The following is an 18,348-nucleotide window of genomic DNA, read 5'->3' as shown; positions in this document are numbered from 1 at the left end:
CTGCACACCGGCAGTCGGCAGCCGTCGGAGCGGCCTCAACACGATGAACCAGACCACCCCACCGCCGCGCTCTTCCGCGCGCACCACACTGCCCGTACTCAGCGTCGTGGTGCCGGCCTATAACGAGGCCGGCGCGCTCGCCAGCACGCTGGACATGATTGCGCGCCACCTGGCTGCGCTGGTGCCGCACTATGAGATCGTCGTCGTCAACGACGGCAGCCGCGATGCCACGGCGCAGATCGCTGCCGACTGCGCACAGCGTCTGCCGGTGACGCTGGTGCGCTTCTCGCGAAATTTCGGCAAGGAGGCGGCGATCTCCGCCGGCCTGCAGCACGCGCGCGGCGGCGTGGTGGTGTGCATGGACGCCGACGGCCAGCACTCGGCCGACCTGCTGGGCACCATGCTGGCGCACTGGCGCGAGGGCTGGGACATGGTCTATGCGGTGCGCGCCGACCGCGCGCAGCAAGGGCTGTTCAACCAGATCGGTTCAAAACTGTTCTACCGCATGATGAATATGGGTGGCCGGCTGGACATTCCGCCCAACGCCGGCGACTTCCGGCTGATGGACCGGCGCGTCGTCAACGCCCTGCTCGCGCTGCCCGAACGCCAGCGCTTCATGAAGGGCATGTACGCCTGGGTCGGTTTCCGCTCGATCGGCATTCCCTACACGCCGCTGCCGCGCGCCGCCGGCGAAACCACCTTCAACCGGCTCAACCTGATGCGTCTGGCGTGGACCGGGCTGACCAGCTTTTCCGTGCTGCCGCTGCGCATGGCCAGCTTGATCGGGCTGCTGCTGTCGTCGATCGCCTTCGCCTACGGCCTGTACATCGTGGTCGAGAAGATGCTGCTCGGCGTCAACGTGCCGGGCTGGCCGACCGTGGTGGTGAGCATCATGTTCTTCTCCGGCGTGCAGTTGCTGTTCATCGGCGTCCTCGGCGAATACCTCGCCCGCGTGTACGAGGAGGTGAAAGGCCGGCCACCCTATGTGGTCGCCGAAATCGTGCGCAGCGGGGACGAGCGCTGATGCGGGCGTCGGTACTGCTGTTCCTGATCGTCGGCGGCTGCGCGGCGGCGACACATTATCTGGTCACGTTGGGCGTGGACTGGGCGACCGGCATCGCCCCCGCCTGGTCCAATCTGGTCGGCTTCGTGTGCGCCTTCCCGGTGAGCTACCTCGGCCACCGCAACCTGTCCTTCGCCGGCACGCAGGCGCCGCACCGGCAGGCGCTGCCGCGGTTGCTGGCGGTGTCCTGTACCGCCTTCGTCGGCAACCAGCTGATGCTCGCCGCGCTGCTGCGCTTCACGCCGCTGCCGCTGTGGGTCGCGCTGGCCATCGTGCTGGTGTTCGTCGCGCTGAGCACCTGGCTGCTCGGCCGCTACTGGGCGTTCGCGCACTCCCCGGCGTGAAGACGGTGTATCTCACCGCCGACGACTACGGCTACAACGCCGCGGTCAACGACGCCATCCTGGCGCTGATGGCGGACGGCCGGCTGTCCGGTGCCGGCTGCATGACGCGCGCGCCGGGCTGGCCGGCGGCGGCGTTGCGCATCGGTGCCGCGGGCGGCTTCGGCCTGCACCTCGACTTCACCGAATTCAGCCCGCTGCGCCGCGGCCTGTGGCCGCTGATCGGCACCGCCCTGGCGCGCCGGCTCGACGCGAGCGCACTGCGCAACGAGATCGCCACCCAGTGCGCACTGTTCGAGGACGCGACCGGCCGTGCACCGGCCTATGTGGACGGCCACCAGCACGTGCACCAGCTGCCGCAGATCCGCGACGCGCTGATCGAGGTGCTGGTCGCGCGCTACGCCGGCCGCCTGCCCTGGCTGCGCATCAGCGGCGCGCGCATCGGCGACGGCGCCAAGCCTCTGTTCATCGCCGCGCTCGGCGCCGCCGCACTGGAGCGCCTCGCCTTCGCCGCCCACATCCGCGCGATGCCGCGACTGCTCGGCGCCTACGGCTTCGACGGCGACGCCACCGGCTACCGTCAGCGACTTTCCGGCTGGCTGGGCAACGCCGCCGACGGCGACGCGGTGATGGTGCACCCGGCCACGCAAGCGCTCGCGGGCGACCCGATCGGCGCCGCGCGGGTGCGCGAGTACGGCGTACTGGCATCCGACACGCTGCCGGCTCTGCTCGCCGCCAATGCCGTGGAGCTGGGCGCGCTGGGCGGCTGTGTCGCGGGGCGGCGTCCGACGCGTGGTCGGAGCGAGGAATCTGTGGGAGGGGTCTTCTGACCCCGACAGCAGCCTCGATCGAAGCCGGCGGACTACGACGGCCGCGTCGCGGCCAAGGCCGCTCCTACAGAGGTTGCGCCCGACCCGCGGACCTGAGCCCGGACCGGAGTTCTGTGGGAGGGGTCTCGACCCCGACAGCAGCCTCGATCGAAGCCGGCGGTCCGTAGCATCGGCGTCGCGGCCAAGGCTGCTCCCACCGAGGTGTGCGCTAACCGCTCCTCCGCGTGGTGCGATGCAAAACGTAACCTTTCGGTCACTTTCTGCATGACTTATTACCGGCCGTCCGCGGCCATGTTGCGTAGCATCAATTCCATCGCGCGGCCGTCGCTGCGCAGCGATCCGGAGCCCCGAAATGCTGAAGTCCCTCGCCCGACTGTCCCTGCCCCTGCTGGCGTTGCTGGCCATGAACGGTGCCCGCGCCGAAAACTGCGCCGACACCAGTTTCTCCGGCGTCGCCGCCAGCGCCTGCGTCGGGTCGCGGCCGAACAACATCAATGGCGCCAGCGCCGAAACCGACTTTCTCGCGACCACTTTCGGCGGCAGCTGGACTTTCGTCGGCTCGACCGACAGCACCGGTTTCGGTCCCTTCTCGTCCAACCCGAGCGGCGCCACCTCGGGCACGCTGAACTTCGACAGCGCGGTCAGCGGACGCATCGTGATCGGCCTGAAGGCCGCCAATCAGCACAGCTTCTACTACTTCGACCTGGCCGCCCCGGTCACTTCGCTGAGCTTCGACACCACCGCCGGCATCGCGACCAACGTCAGGGGCAACGCGCAGAACCTGTCGCACGCCATCCTGTACGCCGGCAGCCCGCTGCCGGTGCCCGAGCCGGCAAGCTGGGCACTGCTGGCCGCCGGTCTGGGCGTGATTGGCGCGATCGCCCGTCGCCGCGTCTGAGCACCGAACTCGGCGCGAACCGACGCCCCGCAACTGCGGGGCGTTTTCTTTTGCGCGCGCTGTCAGCGCGGCAGGCGGTCGCGCGTTATGCGGCCGTCCAACCGCCTGCACTCGTCGTGAATCCAGCCGCCGCCCGCCGCAACATCCCCGCCTTCCTGCTGTTCGTCCTGATCGCGCTGTACGTCCTGCTGTGCTTCGACCAGCACGGTCTGAGCAATGACGAGGAGGTACAGCACGTCTATGGCCGGCTGCTGCTCGATTACTACCGCTCCGGTCTGACCGACCTTGCGGCCTTCCAGTACAAGAACCTCTACCTCTACGGCGGCCTGTTCGACCTGCTCGCCGCTTCGGCCGAACGCCTGCTGCCGGCGATGAATGTGTGGGATCTGCGGCATCTGCTAACCGCGCTGTTCGGTCTCGGCGGCCTGTTCGCCGTGTATCGCACGGCGCGCCTGCTGGCCGGTGAGGCGGCTGCGCTGAGCGCGGTCGGGCTGCTGATGCTGACCGGCGCCTGGGGCGGCGCGCTGTTCACGCACACCAAGGACATCCCCTTCGCCGCGTGCATGGCGTGGGCGACGCTGTGCATCGTGCGGCTGGTGCCGTTGATGCCGCGCCCGCCGCTGGCGCTTGTGCTGCAACTGGGTGCGGCCATCGGTTGTGCGTTCGGGCTGCGCGTCGGCGCCGTGTTCGCGGTAATGGCGCTGGGGCTGACCGTGGTCGCGGTCAGCGCACTGTCAGCGGGCGACCTGCGCACGCGGGCGGCTCATCTGCTGCGCTCGATCGCCAGCCTGCTGCCTGCCGTGCCGGTCGCACTGGCGCTGATGGCGCTGTGCTGGCCGTGGTCGGTGCAGGCGCCGGGCAATCTGTTCAAGGCGCTCACCACCTTCTCGCACTTCACCTTCGACCTGTACACGGTGCTCGATGGCGAGGTGATGAAGATCGGCGAGGTGCCGCGTCACTACCTGCCGCTCTATCTCGCCGCCCGCCTGCCCGAGCTGGCGCTGGCCGGCCTGCTGCTCGCCGCCGTCGGCGCGCTGAACGCCGGGCGACGCATCGACTGGCTGCGCTGGTTGCCGGTGCTGCTGGCCGCACTGCTGCCGCTGGCCCTCGCACTGGCGACCCGGCCGACGCTGTACAACGGCATCCGCCACTTCACCTTCCTGCTGCCGCCGCTGGCGGTGATGTCGGCCGCCGGCCTGTGTGCCGCCGGGCGCTGGTCGCGTGCGCGACCGGCCACGACCGCCGCATTCACGCTGCTGTGCGCGGCCGGCGTCGCCGTGCCGCTGTACGACATGGCGCGACTCGCCCCCTATCACTACGTGAACTACAACAGGCTGGCCGGCGGCTTTGCCGGTGCGCCGGACCGCTGGGAAACCGACTACTGGTCGGACGGCGTGCGCGAGGCGGCGGCGCTGCTTCGCGCGCGCATCGACGCCGAACCGGCGCCGGCCGAACCGTGGCAGGTGGCGGTGTGCGCCGAATCGCTGCAGGCACAGGCCTGGCTGCCGACGGAGCGCTACGTCGTCACCCGCGACTGGGTGCGGGCGGACTTCTTCATCTCGACCACGCACATGCGCTGCGACGAAGTACTGCGCGGCGACGAGATCGCACGCGTCGAGCGCGCCGGATTGACACTGACCGTGGTGAAGGACCGCCGCGCGCTGCCGCCTGAACTGCGGCGCCCGCTGCGCTGAGCGCGGCGCTAAACTCGGCCACCCCGCAACCGGCGCCATCGTCATGAGTGCATCCACCCCACCCGTTGCCCGCCACTTCCGCCAGATCCTGATGTGGCCGCTGCGGCTGATGCCGATGCGCGCCGGCGATCAGGTACAGCGGCATTCGGAAGCGCTGGCGGCGATCACCGAGAACAACCCCTGGCGCGAACAGCGCGACGAATTCACCGGCGCGCCGACCGACTTTCACGAACGCCATTACCGCGAGTTCGTCACCTTCCTGCCGCACGTGCAGCGCTTCCTCTACGGCCAGGGGCGCTCCAGCGCGACCTTGCGCGGCTACGGCGAATCGCCGATCCGCGTGTTCCGCCGGCACGACATCGCCGCCGTCCGCCTCGGTTGCGAGGACGGCAGCACGCTGGACCTGACCGTGCAGCACATCGACCTCTATTTCTTCTATGACGTTGATGTGGTGCTGCTGGTGCTGGAGGTGTATGCCGACGACCTGCCGCTGCCGCGGGTACAGGAACTGCTGTTCCGTTTCGGCCGCGCCTTTCCTGCAAAGTGGAGCGAGGACGGTCGCGCCGCACAGTGCATGCGCAGCGTGCAGTGGCTGGGCCGCGACGGCCAGGTGCTGGCCGAATCCGACTACGGCGATCGCGAACGCTATCTGCGCCACGTGTGGGAACACCGCGCGTCGGCCATCGGCCGCCACTGGGAATACCTGCTCAGCCCGATGGTGCTGCACCACTCGGAAGCCGATGGCGACATCCGCTACCGCCAGCTCGAATATCACCGCCAGCCGAAGATGACCTTCCTGTCCTTCGACGATCCGTTCGCACTGACGCGCGAGGACTTCGTCCGGCTGGGCCAGGCGACGCAGCCGGACGACGGCCGGCCGCTGCCCTACTCGGAAGAGGTGATGTCGGAGTTCGAACGCACGTCCTGCTACGACCGCTTCTGGGTGCCCGGCCGGCGCAGCGAGAACGCGAGCACGCGCGTCATCTGCACCGGGCCGTCGATGGTGATGGTGGGCATGCACGGACTGAGCGGCTATTCCGATCCGCAGAACGGCCTGCTGGCCGAGTTCCGTCACCAGTACTTCCTGATCGGCCTGATCGCCCACTTCCACCGCGCTTCGCTGCTGATGCTGATGGATCGCCTGGTGGTCGCAGTGAGCCTGCTCGACGCAGACGAGGCCGACTCGCGCCGTCGCTTCAAGCGCAGCATCCGCCAGACGATGGAAATCTTCCTGCGCTTCAACCACCGCTACTGGTTTGGAGAAGTATCGAAACAGTCGATGGCCAAGGACCTGTTCGACATGTGGTCCCGCAACCTTGGCAACGACGCGCTGTACAACGAACTGCGCGCCGAAATCCTCGACATGGACAACTACCTGGAAGCGGACGACAGCCGTCGCCAGAACGAAACGCTGCTCCGCCTGACGGTGGTGACCATTTTCGGTTTGGTCGGCACCATCGTCACCGGCTTCCTCGGCATGAACATTTTCGACGGCCCGCCCGCCACGTTGATCGGCAAGATCGGCGCCGTCCTGATGGTCGCCGTGCCGACGCTGCTGCTCACCTTCTACACACTGAAGAAGTCGAGCGCACTGTCTGAGTTCTTCGACGCGGTGTCCGACGATTCGCTGACGCCACGACAGAAGTTCAAGTCCTTCCTGCGCATCTGGCGCAAGCGCTCGCCGCCGCTGCGACGCCGCTACGACCCGCCGGTCGGCACACCGCGCTGATCACCCAGCACTGTCGGCCCTTCTTACATCAGCCTGTCGTCACCCGCGGGCAGCGCTGCACAAAGGGCGGCTGGATGCCATGCACGGCAGTTCGGCACGGTTATTGCAATTCGATGACGTCTTTCGATACCGACTGAGGATTGCAATGAAAGCTCTTGTCTTCGCCGCAGCACTGGGCGCCTTCGCACTGCCGGCATCCGCCGCACTCGAAACCGTACATTTCACCGAGTACTCGGTCACCTTCGACAACTCGACGGTACTGGGCGGCATTTCCTTCAACTCGGGCGGCAGCGGCGGAAGTCTGGGCTTCGGCTGGACACTGTCAACTTCACTGGTCGCCAACGACGCCACCATCGAGTTCGCGCTGCCCAGCTTCACCCTTACGGCCAACAGCGGTTACACGTTGAGCGGTGACCTCAGCGGCTTCATCGGCAACCTGGGCTACACCGAGATCGGCAATGGCGAGAGCGGCGCGTGGCTGGCCGGCGCTGTGTCCATCGACGGCAGCCCGCTGCTGCCCTTCTACGAACTTCTCGACCGTACCGAACAGCTCGGCGGCCCGCAGGCGCGCAGCGGCTACTACAGCCTGGGAGGCAGCGCACCGCTCGGCAGCTTCTCGTCGCTGGTGGTGTCCGGACTGACACTGACGCTCAGCGCCAGCGCGAATGCCGTGGTGTCCAGCGTCGGTCAGGGCAGGCTGGAAGTAGGCTTTGTTGCGGCCCCGGTGCCGGAACCCGAAACCTACACGCTGATGCTGGCCGGCCTCGGCCTGATCTCGCTGGCTACCCGCCGCCGCATGGCGCGCTGACCCAAGCGCTCACCCACGAAAAAGCCGGCTCACGCCGGCTTTTTCGTTTTCTGCAACCCCATTCAGTCCGCCTCCCCGCTCTCCGGCGGAGTCACCGGCAGTTCGGGCACCGGCGCGTCGGCGGGCGGTGTTTCCGGCGGCAGCTCGGCTTCGGCGATTTCCTCCGCCAGTTCTTCCTCCGACACCGCGGCGGCGCCGGTCAGCGCTGCCAGATCGCCGACCCAGCGAGCGCGCGCGTCGTTGTCGAGCAGGTGGATGTGCTCCACCTCGACCTCGACCCGCGAACGCGGATCGCGTGCCGGCAGGCTGGGGCAGCGCAGTACCAGCGGAATCTGCTCGAGCCGCACCAGCGATTCGCGCAGCACGATGGCCGACAGCGGCGAGGTGTCGCCAGCCGCTGCGCGCTGGCGCAGCCAGCGCAGGCACCAGTAGCGCTCCATCGCGCGCTGGAAGTCGGCGTAGGCGGCATACACCAGTTCGAAGTCGCGCAGCGCCGACAGCAGCGCCTCCGATTTCGGCGGGAACACCGGCGGCTCGCCGCGCAGCAGCGTGATCATCTGCCACTGGTTCACCAGATCGACATAGCGGCGCAGCGGCGAGGTTGACCAGGCGTAGCAATCGACGCCCAGACCTTCGTGCGGCGCGGCCAACGTGGTCATGCGCACCTTGCCGGCGCCCTGGGCGCGGTACAGCGCCGGAATGCCGGCGTCACGCAGATCGGCGCCCCAGGTGTTGTTGGCGACGATCATCAGTTCGGCCACCAGCTTGTCCAGCGGGCTGCCGCGCGCACGGCGCAGGATGTTGACGCGGCCTTCGCCGTCTTCGGTCGTCTGTTCCCAATCGACGTAGAAGTTGAAATCCATCTGGCCGCCATTGGCCGACGGCTTGCCGCGACCGGCTTCGAGCACTTCGGCCAGACGCCACAGCAGCAGCAGTTCGTCGCGCCACTCGAAGTCCGGCAGTTCACCGGCGGTCAGCGTGTCGTCGTTGAACAGCGGCTCGATCTCGTGATGACGCAGGTTGGCGACCACGGCAACGCGTTCGATGCGGGTCTGCTTCGCCGTCACCCGCAGGTCGGTCTCGACATCGAGGTAGAGCGACAGCGCCGGACAGTCGCGCCCGGCAGCCAGCGTATAGGCATCGACCGCCTCGTCTGGCAGCATGGTGATCTTGCGGCCGGGGAAATAGACGGTCGACAGCCGGCTGCGTGCGATGTCTGCCAGCGCGCTGCCGGGCTGTATCGCCAGCGACGGCGCGGCGATATGGATGCCGACGCGCCAGCCGCCGCCCTCCTTCGGGCGCACCGAGAAGGCGTCGTCGATTTCGGTGGTGGTAGCGTCGTCGATCGAGAAGGCGCGCACGCCGGCGTCCGGCAGTTCGCCGGCCGGCGGCACTTCGTGCGTCGGGAAGTCGGTGCCCTTCGGGAAGTACTCGAACAGGAAGCGTCCGAGGTGGTAGTCGTGACTGGACGCGAACGCGCCGGCCTTCGCCATCAGCCCCACCACCGACAGGCCGGCGGCCGCGGCGGCGGCTTCGACCGCCTTGGTTTCGAGGCGATTGCGGTCCGGCTTGTACAGTATCTGCGTCGCGCAGGCCGCGATCTCCGGCGGCGTACGGCCGGCCAGCAGCTCGGCGCTCCAGTGCTCGATCTGCTCCTGCTGCAGGCGCTTCTTCTCCAGCCCGGCGAGCGCGGCTTTCAGGATGTCCGGCGGCGCCTTGCGGAAGCGGCCGCGGCCCTTGCGATGGAAGTAGATCGGGGCGGCGTGCAGGCACAGCAGGATGGCGGTCAACTGCACCGCGTCCGGCGCGGCGCCGTGGTATTCGCGGGCCAGTTCCTCGAAGGCGAATTCGTCATCGCCGCACACTTCCCACAGAAACGGCGCGTCGAGATCGGCCGCCTGCGTTTCGGCGGCCGTCAGCAGCGCGGACGGCTCGGGGCTGGCGAAGCGCAGCAGCACATTGGCCGCCTTCACCTTTGAGCGCTTGCCGCTCGGCAGTTCGACCTGCAGCGAGGACACGCTGTCGGTCATCACGGAGCCGGCGCGGAAATGGCCGTCCTCTTCGAAAAGAACATTCATGAAACGGGTCGGCAGGGATACGGCCCGTGATTATCGTTGAAAGCGCGCAGCCGCTGTCGCATCGCGGCAAAAAGCCTCGGGCCGGTAACCGGGGGCGGCTACAATCGCCTGCCAGCCCGCCGCCCGGCAGGCCCGACCCGGATGTGCTGCACGTGGCCGACGCCGACGAAATCCTTCACCACGACGCGATGCAAGAGCGCCTGCAAGAGGTGAGGACGCTGCTCGACCGCCAGAAGCGGGTCGAAAGCCTGGTGCACCGGCAGGAGATGCCGCGTCACGAACTGGTCGAGACGCTGGTGGCCAAGCAGCATCACAACGAGCTGACCAAGAAGCTCGACGCGATGCACCCGGCCGACATCGCCTACATCCTGGAGGCGCTGCCGCCGGACGACCGCCTGCTGGTGTGGGACCTTGTGCGTGCCGAGCGCGATGGCGAAATCCTGCTCGAAGTGTCCGACGCGGTCCGCGAAACGCTGATCGACGCGATGGAGCCGAAGGAGCTGGTCGCCGCGGTCGAACAGCTCGACGCCGACGAACTGGCCGACCTCGCGCCCGACCTGCCGACCGAAGTCATGCAGGACGTGTTCAGCTCGCTCGACCACGAGGAGCGCGAACAGCTGCGAGCGGCGATGTCCTACCCGGAGGATTCGGTCGGCGCGCTGATGGATTTCGACATGGTCACGGTGCGCGAGGACGTGACACTGGAGGTGGTGCTGCGCTACCTGCGCCTGTTCGACGAACTGCCGGACCACACCGACCAGATCTTCGTCATCGACCGCGATGACAAGCTGCGTGGCTCGCTGTCGCTGAACACGCTGCTGGTGAACGACGTCAACGTCAACGTGGCCAGCGTGATGCACGACCATCCGCTGGTGCTGCGTGCCTCGGACAGCGCCGAATCAGCCGCCCAGGCCTTCGAGCGTTACGACCTGGTGTCGGCGCCGGTGGTCGATCACCACGACCAGCTGATCGGCCGGCTCACCGTGAACGAGGTGATGGACTTCATCCGCGAACAGTCGGAAGAGGAACTGCTGGCGCACGCCGGTCTGCGCGAGGAAGAGGACATCTTCGCCCCGATCATGGATTCGGTGAAGAACCGCTGGGCCTGGCTGGCGATCAATCTGGTCACCGCCTTCTTCGCCTCGCGCGTGATCGGTGCCTTCGAAGGCTCGATCGAGAAGCTGGTGGCGCTGGCTGCGCTGATGCCCATCGTCGCCGGCATCGGCGGCAACTCGGGCAATCAGACCATCACGATGATCGTGCGCGCGATCGCGCTCGGTCAGCTGCAGCCGGAGGCCGCGCGTCGCCTCTACCGCAAGGAAATGGGCGTGTCGCTGATCAATGGCATCGTCTGGGGCGGCCTGCTCGGCCTGCTCGCCTGGTGGCTGTACGATTCGTGGGCGCTGGGCATGGTGATGACCGGCGCGATGACGCTGAACCTTCTGCTCGCCGCCTTTGTCGGTGTATCGGTACCGATGCTGCTGGCGCGCTACGGGCGCGACCCGGCGGTGGGCTCGTCGGTCCTGATCACCGCGGTGACCGATTCCGGCGGCTTCTTCATCTTCCTCGGGCTGGCCACCCTGTTCCTGATCTGAAGGACTTGCCATGCAGCTGCGCCTGTTCGCCTTCGGCCTTGCAATGATGGTGGCCGGCACCTGCGCCGAAGCGGCGGACCGCATCGTCACCGTGCCCTGTGCCGAGGCCGGCACGCTGGAATTCGACGTGCCCGAGGACTGGGCGGTGGACATCAGCCGGCACGACGCGCGCATGCCGCCCACGGTGACCGTCGCCGCGCCGGACGGTCAGGCGCAGTGGGTGGTGACCGCGGTGTGGAAGGCTGCCGACCGCAAACCACCGGCCACGCCGGACGAAATCCGCGCCCGCGTCCGCCGCACCGCCGAAACGGTGGGCGCCGCGGCGGCGCCGCTGCAGGCGACGGCGACCGGCTTCTATTTCGACGCCGGCGGCAGCATCACGCCGGAGCCCTATACCCGGCTGCGCCAGGGCATGCTGCGCGTCGGCGAACTGACGGTGAGCTTCACCGCGATGAGCGCAGAGGCTCGCGCAGGCGACCAGCAGACTGCGGTCGAACGGCTGTCGGCGGCACGCCACCGTCCGTGAAGCGGTGGCTCAGGCCGCCCACAGCTTCCACAGCATGCGTGCGCACAGCACGACCAGCAGCGTCGCGAAAACGCGCTTGAGCAAGGTGGCCGGCAGACGGTGAGCGGCGCGCGCACCCCAGGGCGTGGTGAACACGCTGGTGCACAGGATGGCCACCAACGCCGGCAGGTGCACATAGCCCAGTACCTGCGCCGGCATGCCCTGCACCCCCCAGCCATTGACGACGTAGCCGACCGTGCCGCCGAGCGCGATCGGCAGGCCCAGCGCGGCCGAGGTGCCGATGGCGTTGCGGATGTCGCGGTTGCACCAGGTCAGGAAAGGCACCGTCATCGCGCCGCCGCCGACCGCCACCAGTGCAGATATGGTGCCGATGCCGCCACCGACGGCGATGAGGCCGGCCGGCCCCGGCAGCTGGCGCGACGGCTTGGGCTTCAGTCCGACCAGCATGTTGATCGCGATGTAGGCGATGAATACCGCAAAGAACACCGACAGCGTCTGCGTCGAGACGAGACGCGCGATGAAGGTGCCGAGCGCGGTACCGAGCAGCACGCCCACCGTCATCAGCCGGACCACCGGCCAGTCAACCGCGCCGTGTGCGTGGTGGGTGCGCAGGCTGACGAAGGCGGACACGACAATGGCAGCCATCGACGTGCCCAGCGCCAGATGCAGGATGTGGTCCGCCGTCACCTGCTGCTGTTCGAAAAGCATCACCAGTATCGGCACCAGCAACGTGCCGCCGCCGATGCCCAGCATGCCGGCGAAGAAGCCGGCAACGGCACCGAGCACGAGACAGGCGAGGACGAAGTCGAGGCTGGGGAAGAAGTCCGGTATCAGCATCATGGTGCAGCGCAAAAGGCGCTATCTGAACACAGCACGCGCCGTTGCCGCAAAAGTGGCGTGGCGCAAAAACAAAACGGGGCGCCCGAAGGCGCCCCGCCGTGTCGTACAGTCGGCGACGATCAGCCAGCGATGGCCAGCTTGCCCTTCTTGTCCGACAGCGTGCGCGCCAGCAGCGACACCAGCGCGTAGACCGCGTCGATGTTGGGCGTCGGGATGCCGGTGATGCGGCCCAGTTCGCGCACCGACCCAACCAGCGCCTCGAACTCCAGCGGACGGCCGGCTTCGACGTCCTGCAGCATCGAGGTCTTGTGCGCACCGACCGCTTCGGCGCCAGCGATGCGCTTATCGAGGCCGATCTTGAATTCCACGCCCAGCTTTTCGCCGACCGCCTGCGCCTCGCGCATCATGTTGGCGGCCAGTTCGCGTGTCAGCGGGAAGCGGCAGATGTCTTCCAGCGTGGCGTGGGTCAGCGCCGAAATCGGGTTGAAGCTCAGATTGCCCCACAGCTTCACCCACATTTCCGAGCGGATGTCCTTCGACACCGGCGACTTGAAGCCGGCGGCGATCATGGCCTGCGACAGCGCCTCGATGCGCGGCGAACGCGAACCGTCGAGCTCGCCCAGCGTGAAACGGTTGCCCTCGATCAGCTTGATCACGCCCGGCTCGACCAGCTCCGAAGCCGGATAGACGACCGAGCCGATCACGCGCTCGACCTCGATATTGGCGGCAACGATGCCGTCCGGATCGACCGAGGTGACCGGCGTACCTTCATAGTCGCCGCCCAGCTTGTGGAAATACCACCAGGGGATGCCGTTCTGCATGGTCACCACCAGGGTGTCCGGACCGAACAGCGCGCGCATGTCGGCCGCCACGTCCTTCACCTGATGCGCCTTCAGCGTCAGCAGGATGACGTCCTGCACGCCGGCATCACTCATCTTCTGCACGCCACGGATGTTCGGCGCGTCCTCGACGGTGCCGTCCTCCAGGATGAGCGACATGCCCTTCGCCTGGATGGCGGCGAGATTGGGGCCGCGCGCGATGCAGGTCACTTCATTGCCGGCGCGCGACAGCTTCACCGCCAGGTAACCACCGATGGCGCCTGCGCCAACGACTGCGATCTTCATCTTTTCATCTCCCTCAATGGCGCGGCGGGACGGCGCTTGCGCACCGGCCCGCCGTCATTCCGTGCCGCCGTCGTGTGGCGGACGGAATCAGTTCATGTCACGCACGGCCGCGCAGATAGTGCTTCAGCGCCGGCACGATGGGCCACAGCAGCATGGTGAAGGACAGCAGCATCAGACCGGCCACCAGCGGGTTGGCCCAGAAGATGTCGAGACTGCCCTGCGAAAGCAGCATGGACTGGCGGAAGCTCGATTCGGCCATGTCGCCGAGCACCAGCGCAAGCACCAGCGGTGCGAGCGGGTAACGCAGCTTCTTGAACAGGTAACCGAACACGCCGAACACCAGCATCATCACCACGTCGAAGATGGAGCTGTGTACCGTATAGGCACCGATCGCGCAGATCACGATGATGACCGGGCCGATCACCGAGAACGGGATGCGCAGGATGGCCGCCCACCAGGGCACCGTGGTCAGCACGACGATGAGGCCAACGATGTTGCCGAGGTACATCGACGCGATCAGGCCCCAGACGAAGTCCGGCTTCTCGGTGAACAGCAGCGGACCGGGCTGCAGCCCCCAGATCAGCAGGCCGCCCAGCAGCACGGCGGCGGTCGGCGAACCGGGAATGCCCAGCGTCAGCATCGGCAGCAGCGCCGAGGTACCGGCGGCGTGCGCCGCGGTTTCCGGAGCCACCACGCCTTCGATATTGCCCTTGCCGAAGGAATCCTTGTCCTTGGCACCTCGACGGGCCAGGCCGTAGGCCATGAAGGAGGCCGGCGTCGCGCCACCCGGGGTGACGCCCATCCAGCAGCCCACCAGCACCGAGCGGATCGAGGTCTTCCAGTAGCGCAGCAGTTCCTTCCAGGTCTGCAGCACGACGTTGAGCTGGATCTTCGCGCTCTTGCCCTTGAAGGCCAGGCCTTCTTCCATCGTCAGCAGGATTTCTCCGATGCCGAACAGACCGATCACCGCGATCAGGAAGTCGAAGCCCTTCAGCAGTTCGGTGGTGCCGAAGGTCATGCGCAGCGTGCCGGTCACCGTGTCCATGCCGACCGCCGCCAGCGCGAAGCCGAGCGCCATCACGGCCAGCGTCTTGGCCGGCGGCTCCTTGCTCATGCCGACGAAGGAGCAGAAGGTGAGCATCTGCACCGCGAACATTTCCGCCGCCCCGAACTTCAGCGCGAACTTCGCCACCAGCGGCGCGAGGAAGGTGATCAGCAGCACGGCGAAGAAGGCGCCGACGAAGGACGAGGTGAATGCCGCCGTCAGTGCGGCACCCGCCCGGCCCTGCTGTGCCAGCGGAAAGCCGTCGAAGGTGGTGGCCACCGACCACGGTTCGCCCGGAATGTTGAACAGGATCGACGTGATCGCCCCGCCGAACAGCGCGCCCCAGTAGATGCAGGACAACATGATGATGGCCGAGGTCTGGTCCATCGAAAAGGTCAGCGGCAGCAGGATGGCGATGCCGTTGGCACCGCCCAGGCCCGGCAGCACGCCGATCAGGATGCCCAGCGTGATGCCGAGCACCATGAAGCCCAGATTGGGCAGGGTCAGCGCGACGCTGAACCCGTGCATGAGGTTGTTGAGTTCTTCCATCTCGGTCTCGGGAATTTCGCGTTATGTCAGAAACCGAGCATCAGCTCGATCGGACCTTTGGGCAGCGGCACGAGGAACCAGCGCTCGAACAGCATGAAGGCTGCGAGCGGCACGCCGACTGCGGTCAGGGTGGTGGCAATGAGGCCGAACTTGCCGTGCACCTTCATGAAGAAGGCGATCAGCACCAGCGACGACACGTAGATGCCGAGATAGACGACAGCCACGATGTAGATGGTGAGCGGCACCAGCATCTGCATCACCGACTTCAGCTCGACCCAGGACGCAAACTGCGGCTGCGCCTTCTTGAAGCGTGTCAGTGCGCCGAACAGGATCCAGCCGCTGGATATGAGCAGGATGCAGCCGATGTAGAAGGGGAAGTAGCCGGCGCGCGGGCCCTCACCCTCTTCCCAGCCGATGCCGACTCGGATGCTGTCGTTCACCACGATGATGCCGATGGCGAACAGGAAGAGCGCGACCAGGATTTCCGGCCAGCGGTTGGACATGCCGGCTTCAGCGGCGTCCTCGGATCGCTCCATCATGAATCTCCAGAAACTAAAAACAGGAAGTGAACATCTTCGCGGCACATCGAAACGAATACGGGCGGGATGACCCGCCCGTATTCGCACACTGCTACAGGCTGATTACTTGGCCAGGAAGCCTGCGTCCTTCATCAGGCCGTAGTGCATCGCTTCCGACTTGCCGACCCAGTCGGCAAATTCCTTGCCGCTCATGAAGGTCTGCTTGAACGCGCCCTTCTTCATGAAGTCGGCCCACTCCGGCGTCTCGCGCACCTTCTTGAACAGATTGACGTAGAAGTCAACCTGTTCCTGCGTGACACCCGGCGCCAGGAACACGCCGCGCAGCATCAGGTACTCGATCGGTACGCCGGCGCTTTTGCAGGTCGGGATGTCGCCCCAGGCCTGGGTCGCGGTCACCTTCTCGTTGTACGGCAGCTTTTCACTGTCCATGATGCACAGCGGACGCAGCTTGCCGCCACGCCAGTGGGCTTCCGCCTCGATCGGGTTGTTCACCGTCGAATTGACGTGACCGCCGACCAGTTGCACCGCCACGTCGCCACCGCCCTTGAACGGCACGTAGGTCATCTTCTTGCCGGTCGCCTTGTCGATCATCGCGGTGATGATCTGGTCTTCCTGCTTCGACCCGGTACCAGCCATCTTGAAGGTGTTGGCGGGCTTGGCCTTGATGTCGTCGATGTACTCCTTGGCCGTCTTGTACGGCGCATCGGCGTTCACCCACAGCACGAACTGGTCGAGCGCCAGCATCGCGCCCGGGGTCAGGTCACGCCAGTTGAACGGGACACCGGTCGCCAGCGGCGTGGTGAACAGGTTCGACAGGGTGATGATGATCTTGTGCGGGTCGCCCTTGGCGCCCTTCACTTCGAGGAAACCTTCCGCGCCTGCGCCGCCCGACTTGTTCACGACAACCAGCGGTTGGGCCATCAGCTTGTTCTTGGCGACGATGCCCTGGATGAAGCGGGCCATCTGGTCGGCGCCGCCACCGGTACCGGCCGGCACGACGAACTCGACCGGCTTGGTCGGTTCCCATGCATGCGCGGCGCCGGTCAGACCGATGGTCGCGATGGCGGTCACGAGGGCGCGGCCGGCCCACTTTCCGAGTTTGGTCATGTGCAAGTCTCCTTTATTGTTGATGCGGTAGTGCGCGGAAGGGGATGGCTCAGCCACCCAGACCCAGCTTCTGGGCGAGACCGATGCGTTGCAGCTTGCCGGTCGCACCCTTGGGGATTTCATCCATGAACAGGATCTTGCGCGGAACCTTGAAGTCGGCCAGTCGCGTGGCGGCGAAGGCAGTGATTTCCTTGTCGGTGGCCTGCTGACCCTCACGCAGCACGACCACGGCACCCACTTCCTCGCCCAGCTTGGGGTGGGGGATGCCGAAGGTGACGACCTGCGCCACGGCGGGGTGATCCATCAGCACTTCGTCAACTTCGCGCGGCGAAATCTTCTCGCCGCCGCGGTTGATGATTTCCTTCAGGCGGCCGGTCAGCGACAGATAGCCCTCGGCGTCCTTGCTGCCCTGATCGCCGGTGCGGAACCAGCCGTTGGTGAAGCCTTCCTTGTTGGCCTTTTCGTTGTTCTCGTAACCCGGCGTGACGTTGGCACCGCGGATGACGATTTCGCCGATTTCGCCGGCCGGCAGGATGTTGCCGTCGTCGTCCATGATCTCGACTTCCGGGCCGGCGGCCAGACCGACAGAACCCGGCTTGCGGGCGCGCGGCGGCAGCGGGTTGGACGCCATCTGGTGCGACGCTTCGGTCATGCCGTAGGCCTCGATCAGCGGAGCGCCGAAGGTTTCCTCCAGCTCGCGGATGACCTGCGGCGGGATCGACGACGACGACGAGCGCATGAAGCGCAGCGGGTTGCGTTCGATGATTTCCTTGTTGCGCGAAGCGCGCGACAGGATGGCCTGATGCATGGTCGGCACCGCCGTGTACCAGGTCGGGTGTGCTTCATCCATCAGCGAGAAGAACTTCAGCGCATCGAAGCCCGGCGTGCAGAACACCGACGAACCGGCCGACAGCGGCGCCATGATGCCGGCGATCAGGCCGTGAATATGGAACAGCGGCATGATGTTCAGGCCACGGTCCTTCTCGGTGAAGGCCAGCGTGGCACGGATGTTCTGCGCCGAAGCGGATACGTTGCGCTGGGTCAGCGGAACGATCTTCGGACGCGAGGTCGTACCCGAGGTGTGCAGCACCAGTGCGACGTCGTCCGCCTGCGCGGCGCCGCCGTTGGCGGCCGGGGCGACGGCCGCGGCTTCACGCGGCTCGAGCGAGAAATCGCCGGCGGCTTCGTTCGCCACCAGATCGATCACGCGCACGCCCAGCTTCTTCGCCACCTCGATCGCCGGCGACACGCTGCCGCGCTCGACGACCAGAGCCTTGGCATTCAGGTCGGACAGGTAGAACTCGAATTCCTCGGCGCGGTAGCCCGGATTCAGCGGCGCGGCGGTGGCACCGGAAGCAATGCTGATGAAGGCGCTGGCCATGTCCGGGCCGTTCGGCAGGACGATGGCGACGCGGTCGTTGCGACCCACACCCAGTTCATTCAGACGTGCGACGGTGCGCGTCATCAGTGCGCGCAGATTGCCGAAGCTCAGATCGGTGCGCGCGGGCGCGGACAGCGCCACTGCCGAATCGGCACCGGTGGAAAACAGCTCGGCAAGCGTGGAAATACCGGACATACGAAC

The 18,348-nt window shown here is 66.8% G+C and carries 16 protein-coding genes; 9 read left to right on the top strand and 7 right to left on the bottom strand.

The window, feature by feature from the left end; all coding sequences use genetic code 11:
- The first annotated feature begins 43 nt into the window (after window positions 1-43).
- From ACQ66H_RS02470 to ACQ66H_RS02440, 7 genes are all read left to right on the top strand, one after another.
- Window positions 44-1,024 carry a glycosyltransferase family 2 protein gene (locus ACQ66H_RS02470; protein ID WP_430432665.1) on the top strand — a complete coding sequence of 327 codons (981 nt, stop codon included), beginning with the start codon at window positions 44-46 and terminating at the stop codon, window positions 1,022-1,024.
- The gene (locus ACQ66H_RS02465; protein ID WP_020163227.1) at window positions 1,024-1,407 is read left to right on the top strand and encodes a GtrA family protein; all 384 of its coding nucleotides are present in this window, start codon (window positions 1,024-1,026) and stop codon (window positions 1,405-1,407) included. The genes ACQ66H_RS02470 and ACQ66H_RS02465 overlap by 1 nt, the downstream gene beginning before the upstream one ends.
- On the top strand, window positions 1,404-2,234 hold the full coding sequence (locus tag ACQ66H_RS02460) for a ChbG/HpnK family deacetylase (protein ID WP_430432664.1): 831 nt from the start codon (window positions 1,404-1,406) through the stop codon (window positions 2,232-2,234). Before ACQ66H_RS02465 ends, ACQ66H_RS02460 begins: the two co-directional genes overlap by 4 nt.
- 352 nt (window positions 2,235-2,586) lie before the next feature.
- A complete protein-coding gene (locus tag ACQ66H_RS02455; RefSeq protein WP_430432663.1) occupies window positions 2,587-3,132 on the top strand; it encodes a PEPxxWA-CTERM sorting domain-containing protein in 546 nt (181 codons plus the stop codon).
- A 116-nt stretch (window positions 3,133-3,248) separates the two neighbouring features.
- Entirely contained in the window at window positions 3,249-4,826 is a 1,578-nt protein-coding gene (locus ACQ66H_RS02450; RefSeq protein WP_430432662.1) for an ArnT family glycosyltransferase, read from the top strand.
- 91 nt (window positions 4,827-4,917) lie between these two features.
- Complete coding sequence (locus ACQ66H_RS02445) at window positions 4,918-6,555, top strand: CorA family divalent cation transporter (protein WP_430435585.1); 1,638 nt, start codon at window positions 4,918-4,920, stop codon at window positions 6,553-6,555.
- A gap of 145 nt (window positions 6,556-6,700) precedes the next feature.
- The gene (locus tag ACQ66H_RS02440; RefSeq protein WP_430432661.1) at window positions 6,701-7,363 is read left to right on the top strand and encodes a PEP-CTERM sorting domain-containing protein; all 663 of its coding nucleotides are present in this window, start codon (window positions 6,701-6,703) and stop codon (window positions 7,361-7,363) included.
- 62 nt (window positions 7,364-7,425) lie between these two features.
- Here the strand turns inward: ACQ66H_RS02440 and ACQ66H_RS02435 are convergent, their stop codons facing one another.
- The gene (locus tag ACQ66H_RS02435) at window positions 7,426-9,441 is read right to left on the bottom strand and encodes a ribonuclease catalytic domain-containing protein (RefSeq protein ID WP_430432660.1); all 2,016 of its coding nucleotides are present in this window, start codon (window positions 9,439-9,441) and stop codon (window positions 7,426-7,428) included.
- Window positions 9,442-9,593: 152 nt separating this feature from the next.
- On the opposite strand from ACQ66H_RS02435, the gene mgtE reads away from it, so the two are divergent.
- The gene (mgtE, locus tag ACQ66H_RS02430) at window positions 9,594-11,036 is read left to right on the top strand and encodes a magnesium transporter (RefSeq protein WP_430432659.1); all 1,443 of its coding nucleotides are present in this window, start codon (window positions 9,594-9,596) and stop codon (window positions 11,034-11,036) included.
- Between the two features lie 10 nt (window positions 11,037-11,046).
- The gene (locus ACQ66H_RS02425; RefSeq protein WP_430432658.1) at window positions 11,047-11,562 is read left to right on the top strand and encodes a hypothetical protein; all 516 of its coding nucleotides are present in this window, start codon (window positions 11,047-11,049) and stop codon (window positions 11,560-11,562) included.
- Between the two features lie 9 nt (window positions 11,563-11,571).
- On the opposite strand, the gene ACQ66H_RS02420 is transcribed toward ACQ66H_RS02425, so the two are convergent.
- The 6 genes from ACQ66H_RS02420 to ACQ66H_RS02395 all read right to left on the bottom strand — a co-directional run bounded on the left by ACQ66H_RS02420 (window position 11,572) and on the right by ACQ66H_RS02395 (window position 18,342).
- The gene (locus ACQ66H_RS02420; RefSeq protein ID WP_430432657.1) at window positions 11,572-12,402 is read right to left on the bottom strand and encodes a sulfite exporter TauE/SafE family protein; all 831 of its coding nucleotides are present in this window, start codon (window positions 12,400-12,402) and stop codon (window positions 11,572-11,574) included.
- A 119-nt stretch (window positions 12,403-12,521) separates the two neighbouring features.
- Window positions 12,522-13,526 (bottom strand): 2-dehydropantoate 2-reductase, encoded by a 1,005-nt coding sequence (locus ACQ66H_RS02415; protein WP_304028344.1) that lies wholly within the window; start codon window positions 13,524-13,526, stop codon window positions 12,522-12,524.
- A 97-nt stretch (window positions 13,527-13,623) separates the two neighbouring features.
- Window positions 13,624-15,120: a tripartite tricarboxylate transporter permease gene (locus tag ACQ66H_RS02410; protein WP_020163217.1), complete on the bottom strand. Its 1,497-nt coding sequence runs from the start codon at window positions 15,118-15,120 to the stop codon at window positions 13,624-13,626.
- A 26-nt stretch (window positions 15,121-15,146) separates the two neighbouring features.
- The gene (locus ACQ66H_RS02405; RefSeq protein ID WP_019915529.1) at window positions 15,147-15,659 is read right to left on the bottom strand and encodes a tripartite tricarboxylate transporter TctB family protein; all 513 of its coding nucleotides are present in this window, start codon (window positions 15,657-15,659) and stop codon (window positions 15,147-15,149) included.
- A 102-nt stretch (window positions 15,660-15,761) separates the two neighbouring features.
- Window positions 15,762-16,766, bottom strand: a complete 1,005-nt coding sequence (locus ACQ66H_RS02400; RefSeq protein WP_430432656.1) for a Bug family tripartite tricarboxylate transporter substrate binding protein — start codon at window positions 16,764-16,766, stop codon at window positions 15,762-15,764.
- A gap of 49 nt (window positions 16,767-16,815) precedes the next feature.
- Window positions 16,816-18,342: an acyl--CoA ligase gene (locus tag ACQ66H_RS02395; protein WP_419543336.1), complete on the bottom strand. Its 1,527-nt coding sequence runs from the start codon at window positions 18,340-18,342 to the stop codon at window positions 16,816-16,818.
- Between the last annotated feature and the right edge of the window lie 6 nt (window positions 18,343-18,348).

The sequence above is a fragment of the Methyloversatilis sp. genome (genome assembly GCF_965284615.1).
Classification (GTDB): domain Bacteria; phylum Pseudomonadota; class Gammaproteobacteria; order Burkholderiales; family Rhodocyclaceae; genus Methyloversatilis.
Note: the sequence above shows the minus strand (reverse complement) of the source record. Positions and strands in the feature narration are given on the sequence as shown.

What these genes read in the sequence shown, in the direction of transcription:
- ACQ66H_RS02425 (WP_430432658.1), top strand. Translation starts at nt 11,047, where the DNA reads ATGCAGCTGCGCCTGTTCGCCTTCGGCCTTGCAATGATGGTGGCCGGC.
- ACQ66H_RS02465 (WP_020163227.1), top strand. Translation starts at nt 1,024, where the DNA reads ATGCGGGCGTCGGTACTGCTGTTCCTGATCGTCGGCGGCTGCGCGGCG.
- ACQ66H_RS02400 (WP_430432656.1), bottom strand. Translation starts at nt 16,766, where the DNA reads ATGACCAAACTCGGAAAGTGGGCCGGCCGCGCCCTCGTGACCGCCATC.
- ACQ66H_RS02410 (WP_020163217.1), bottom strand. Translation starts at nt 15,120, where the DNA reads ATGGAAGAACTCAACAACCTCATGCACGGGTTCAGCGTCGCGCTGACC.
- ACQ66H_RS02445 (WP_430435585.1), top strand. Translation starts at nt 4,918, where the DNA reads ATGTGGCCGCTGCGGCTGATGCCGATGCGCGCCGGCGATCAGGTACAG.
- ACQ66H_RS02455 (WP_430432663.1), top strand. Translation starts at nt 2,587, where the DNA reads ATGCTGAAGTCCCTCGCCCGACTGTCCCTGCCCCTGCTGGCGTTGCTG.
- ACQ66H_RS02435 (WP_430432660.1), bottom strand. Translation starts at nt 9,441, where the DNA reads ATGAATGTTCTTTTCGAAGAGGACGGCCATTTCCGCGCCGGCTCCGTG.
- ACQ66H_RS02395 (WP_419543336.1), bottom strand. Translation starts at nt 18,342, where the DNA reads ATGTCCGGTATTTCCACGCTTGCCGAGCTGTTTTCCACCGGTGCCGAT.
- ACQ66H_RS02440 (WP_430432661.1), top strand. Translation starts at nt 6,701, where the DNA reads ATGAAAGCTCTTGTCTTCGCCGCAGCACTGGGCGCCTTCGCACTGCCG.
- ACQ66H_RS02470 (WP_430432665.1), top strand. Translation starts at nt 44, where the DNA reads ATGAACCAGACCACCCCACCGCCGCGCTCTTCCGCGCGCACCACACTG.
- ACQ66H_RS02420 (WP_430432657.1), bottom strand. Translation starts at nt 12,402, where the DNA reads ATGATGCTGATACCGGACTTCTTCCCCAGCCTCGACTTCGTCCTCGCC.
- ACQ66H_RS02405 (WP_019915529.1), bottom strand. Translation starts at nt 15,659, where the DNA reads ATGATGGAGCGATCCGAGGACGCCGCTGAAGCCGGCATGTCCAACCGC.
- ACQ66H_RS02415 (WP_304028344.1), bottom strand. Translation starts at nt 13,526, where the DNA reads ATGAAGATCGCAGTCGTTGGCGCAGGCGCCATCGGTGGTTACCTGGCG.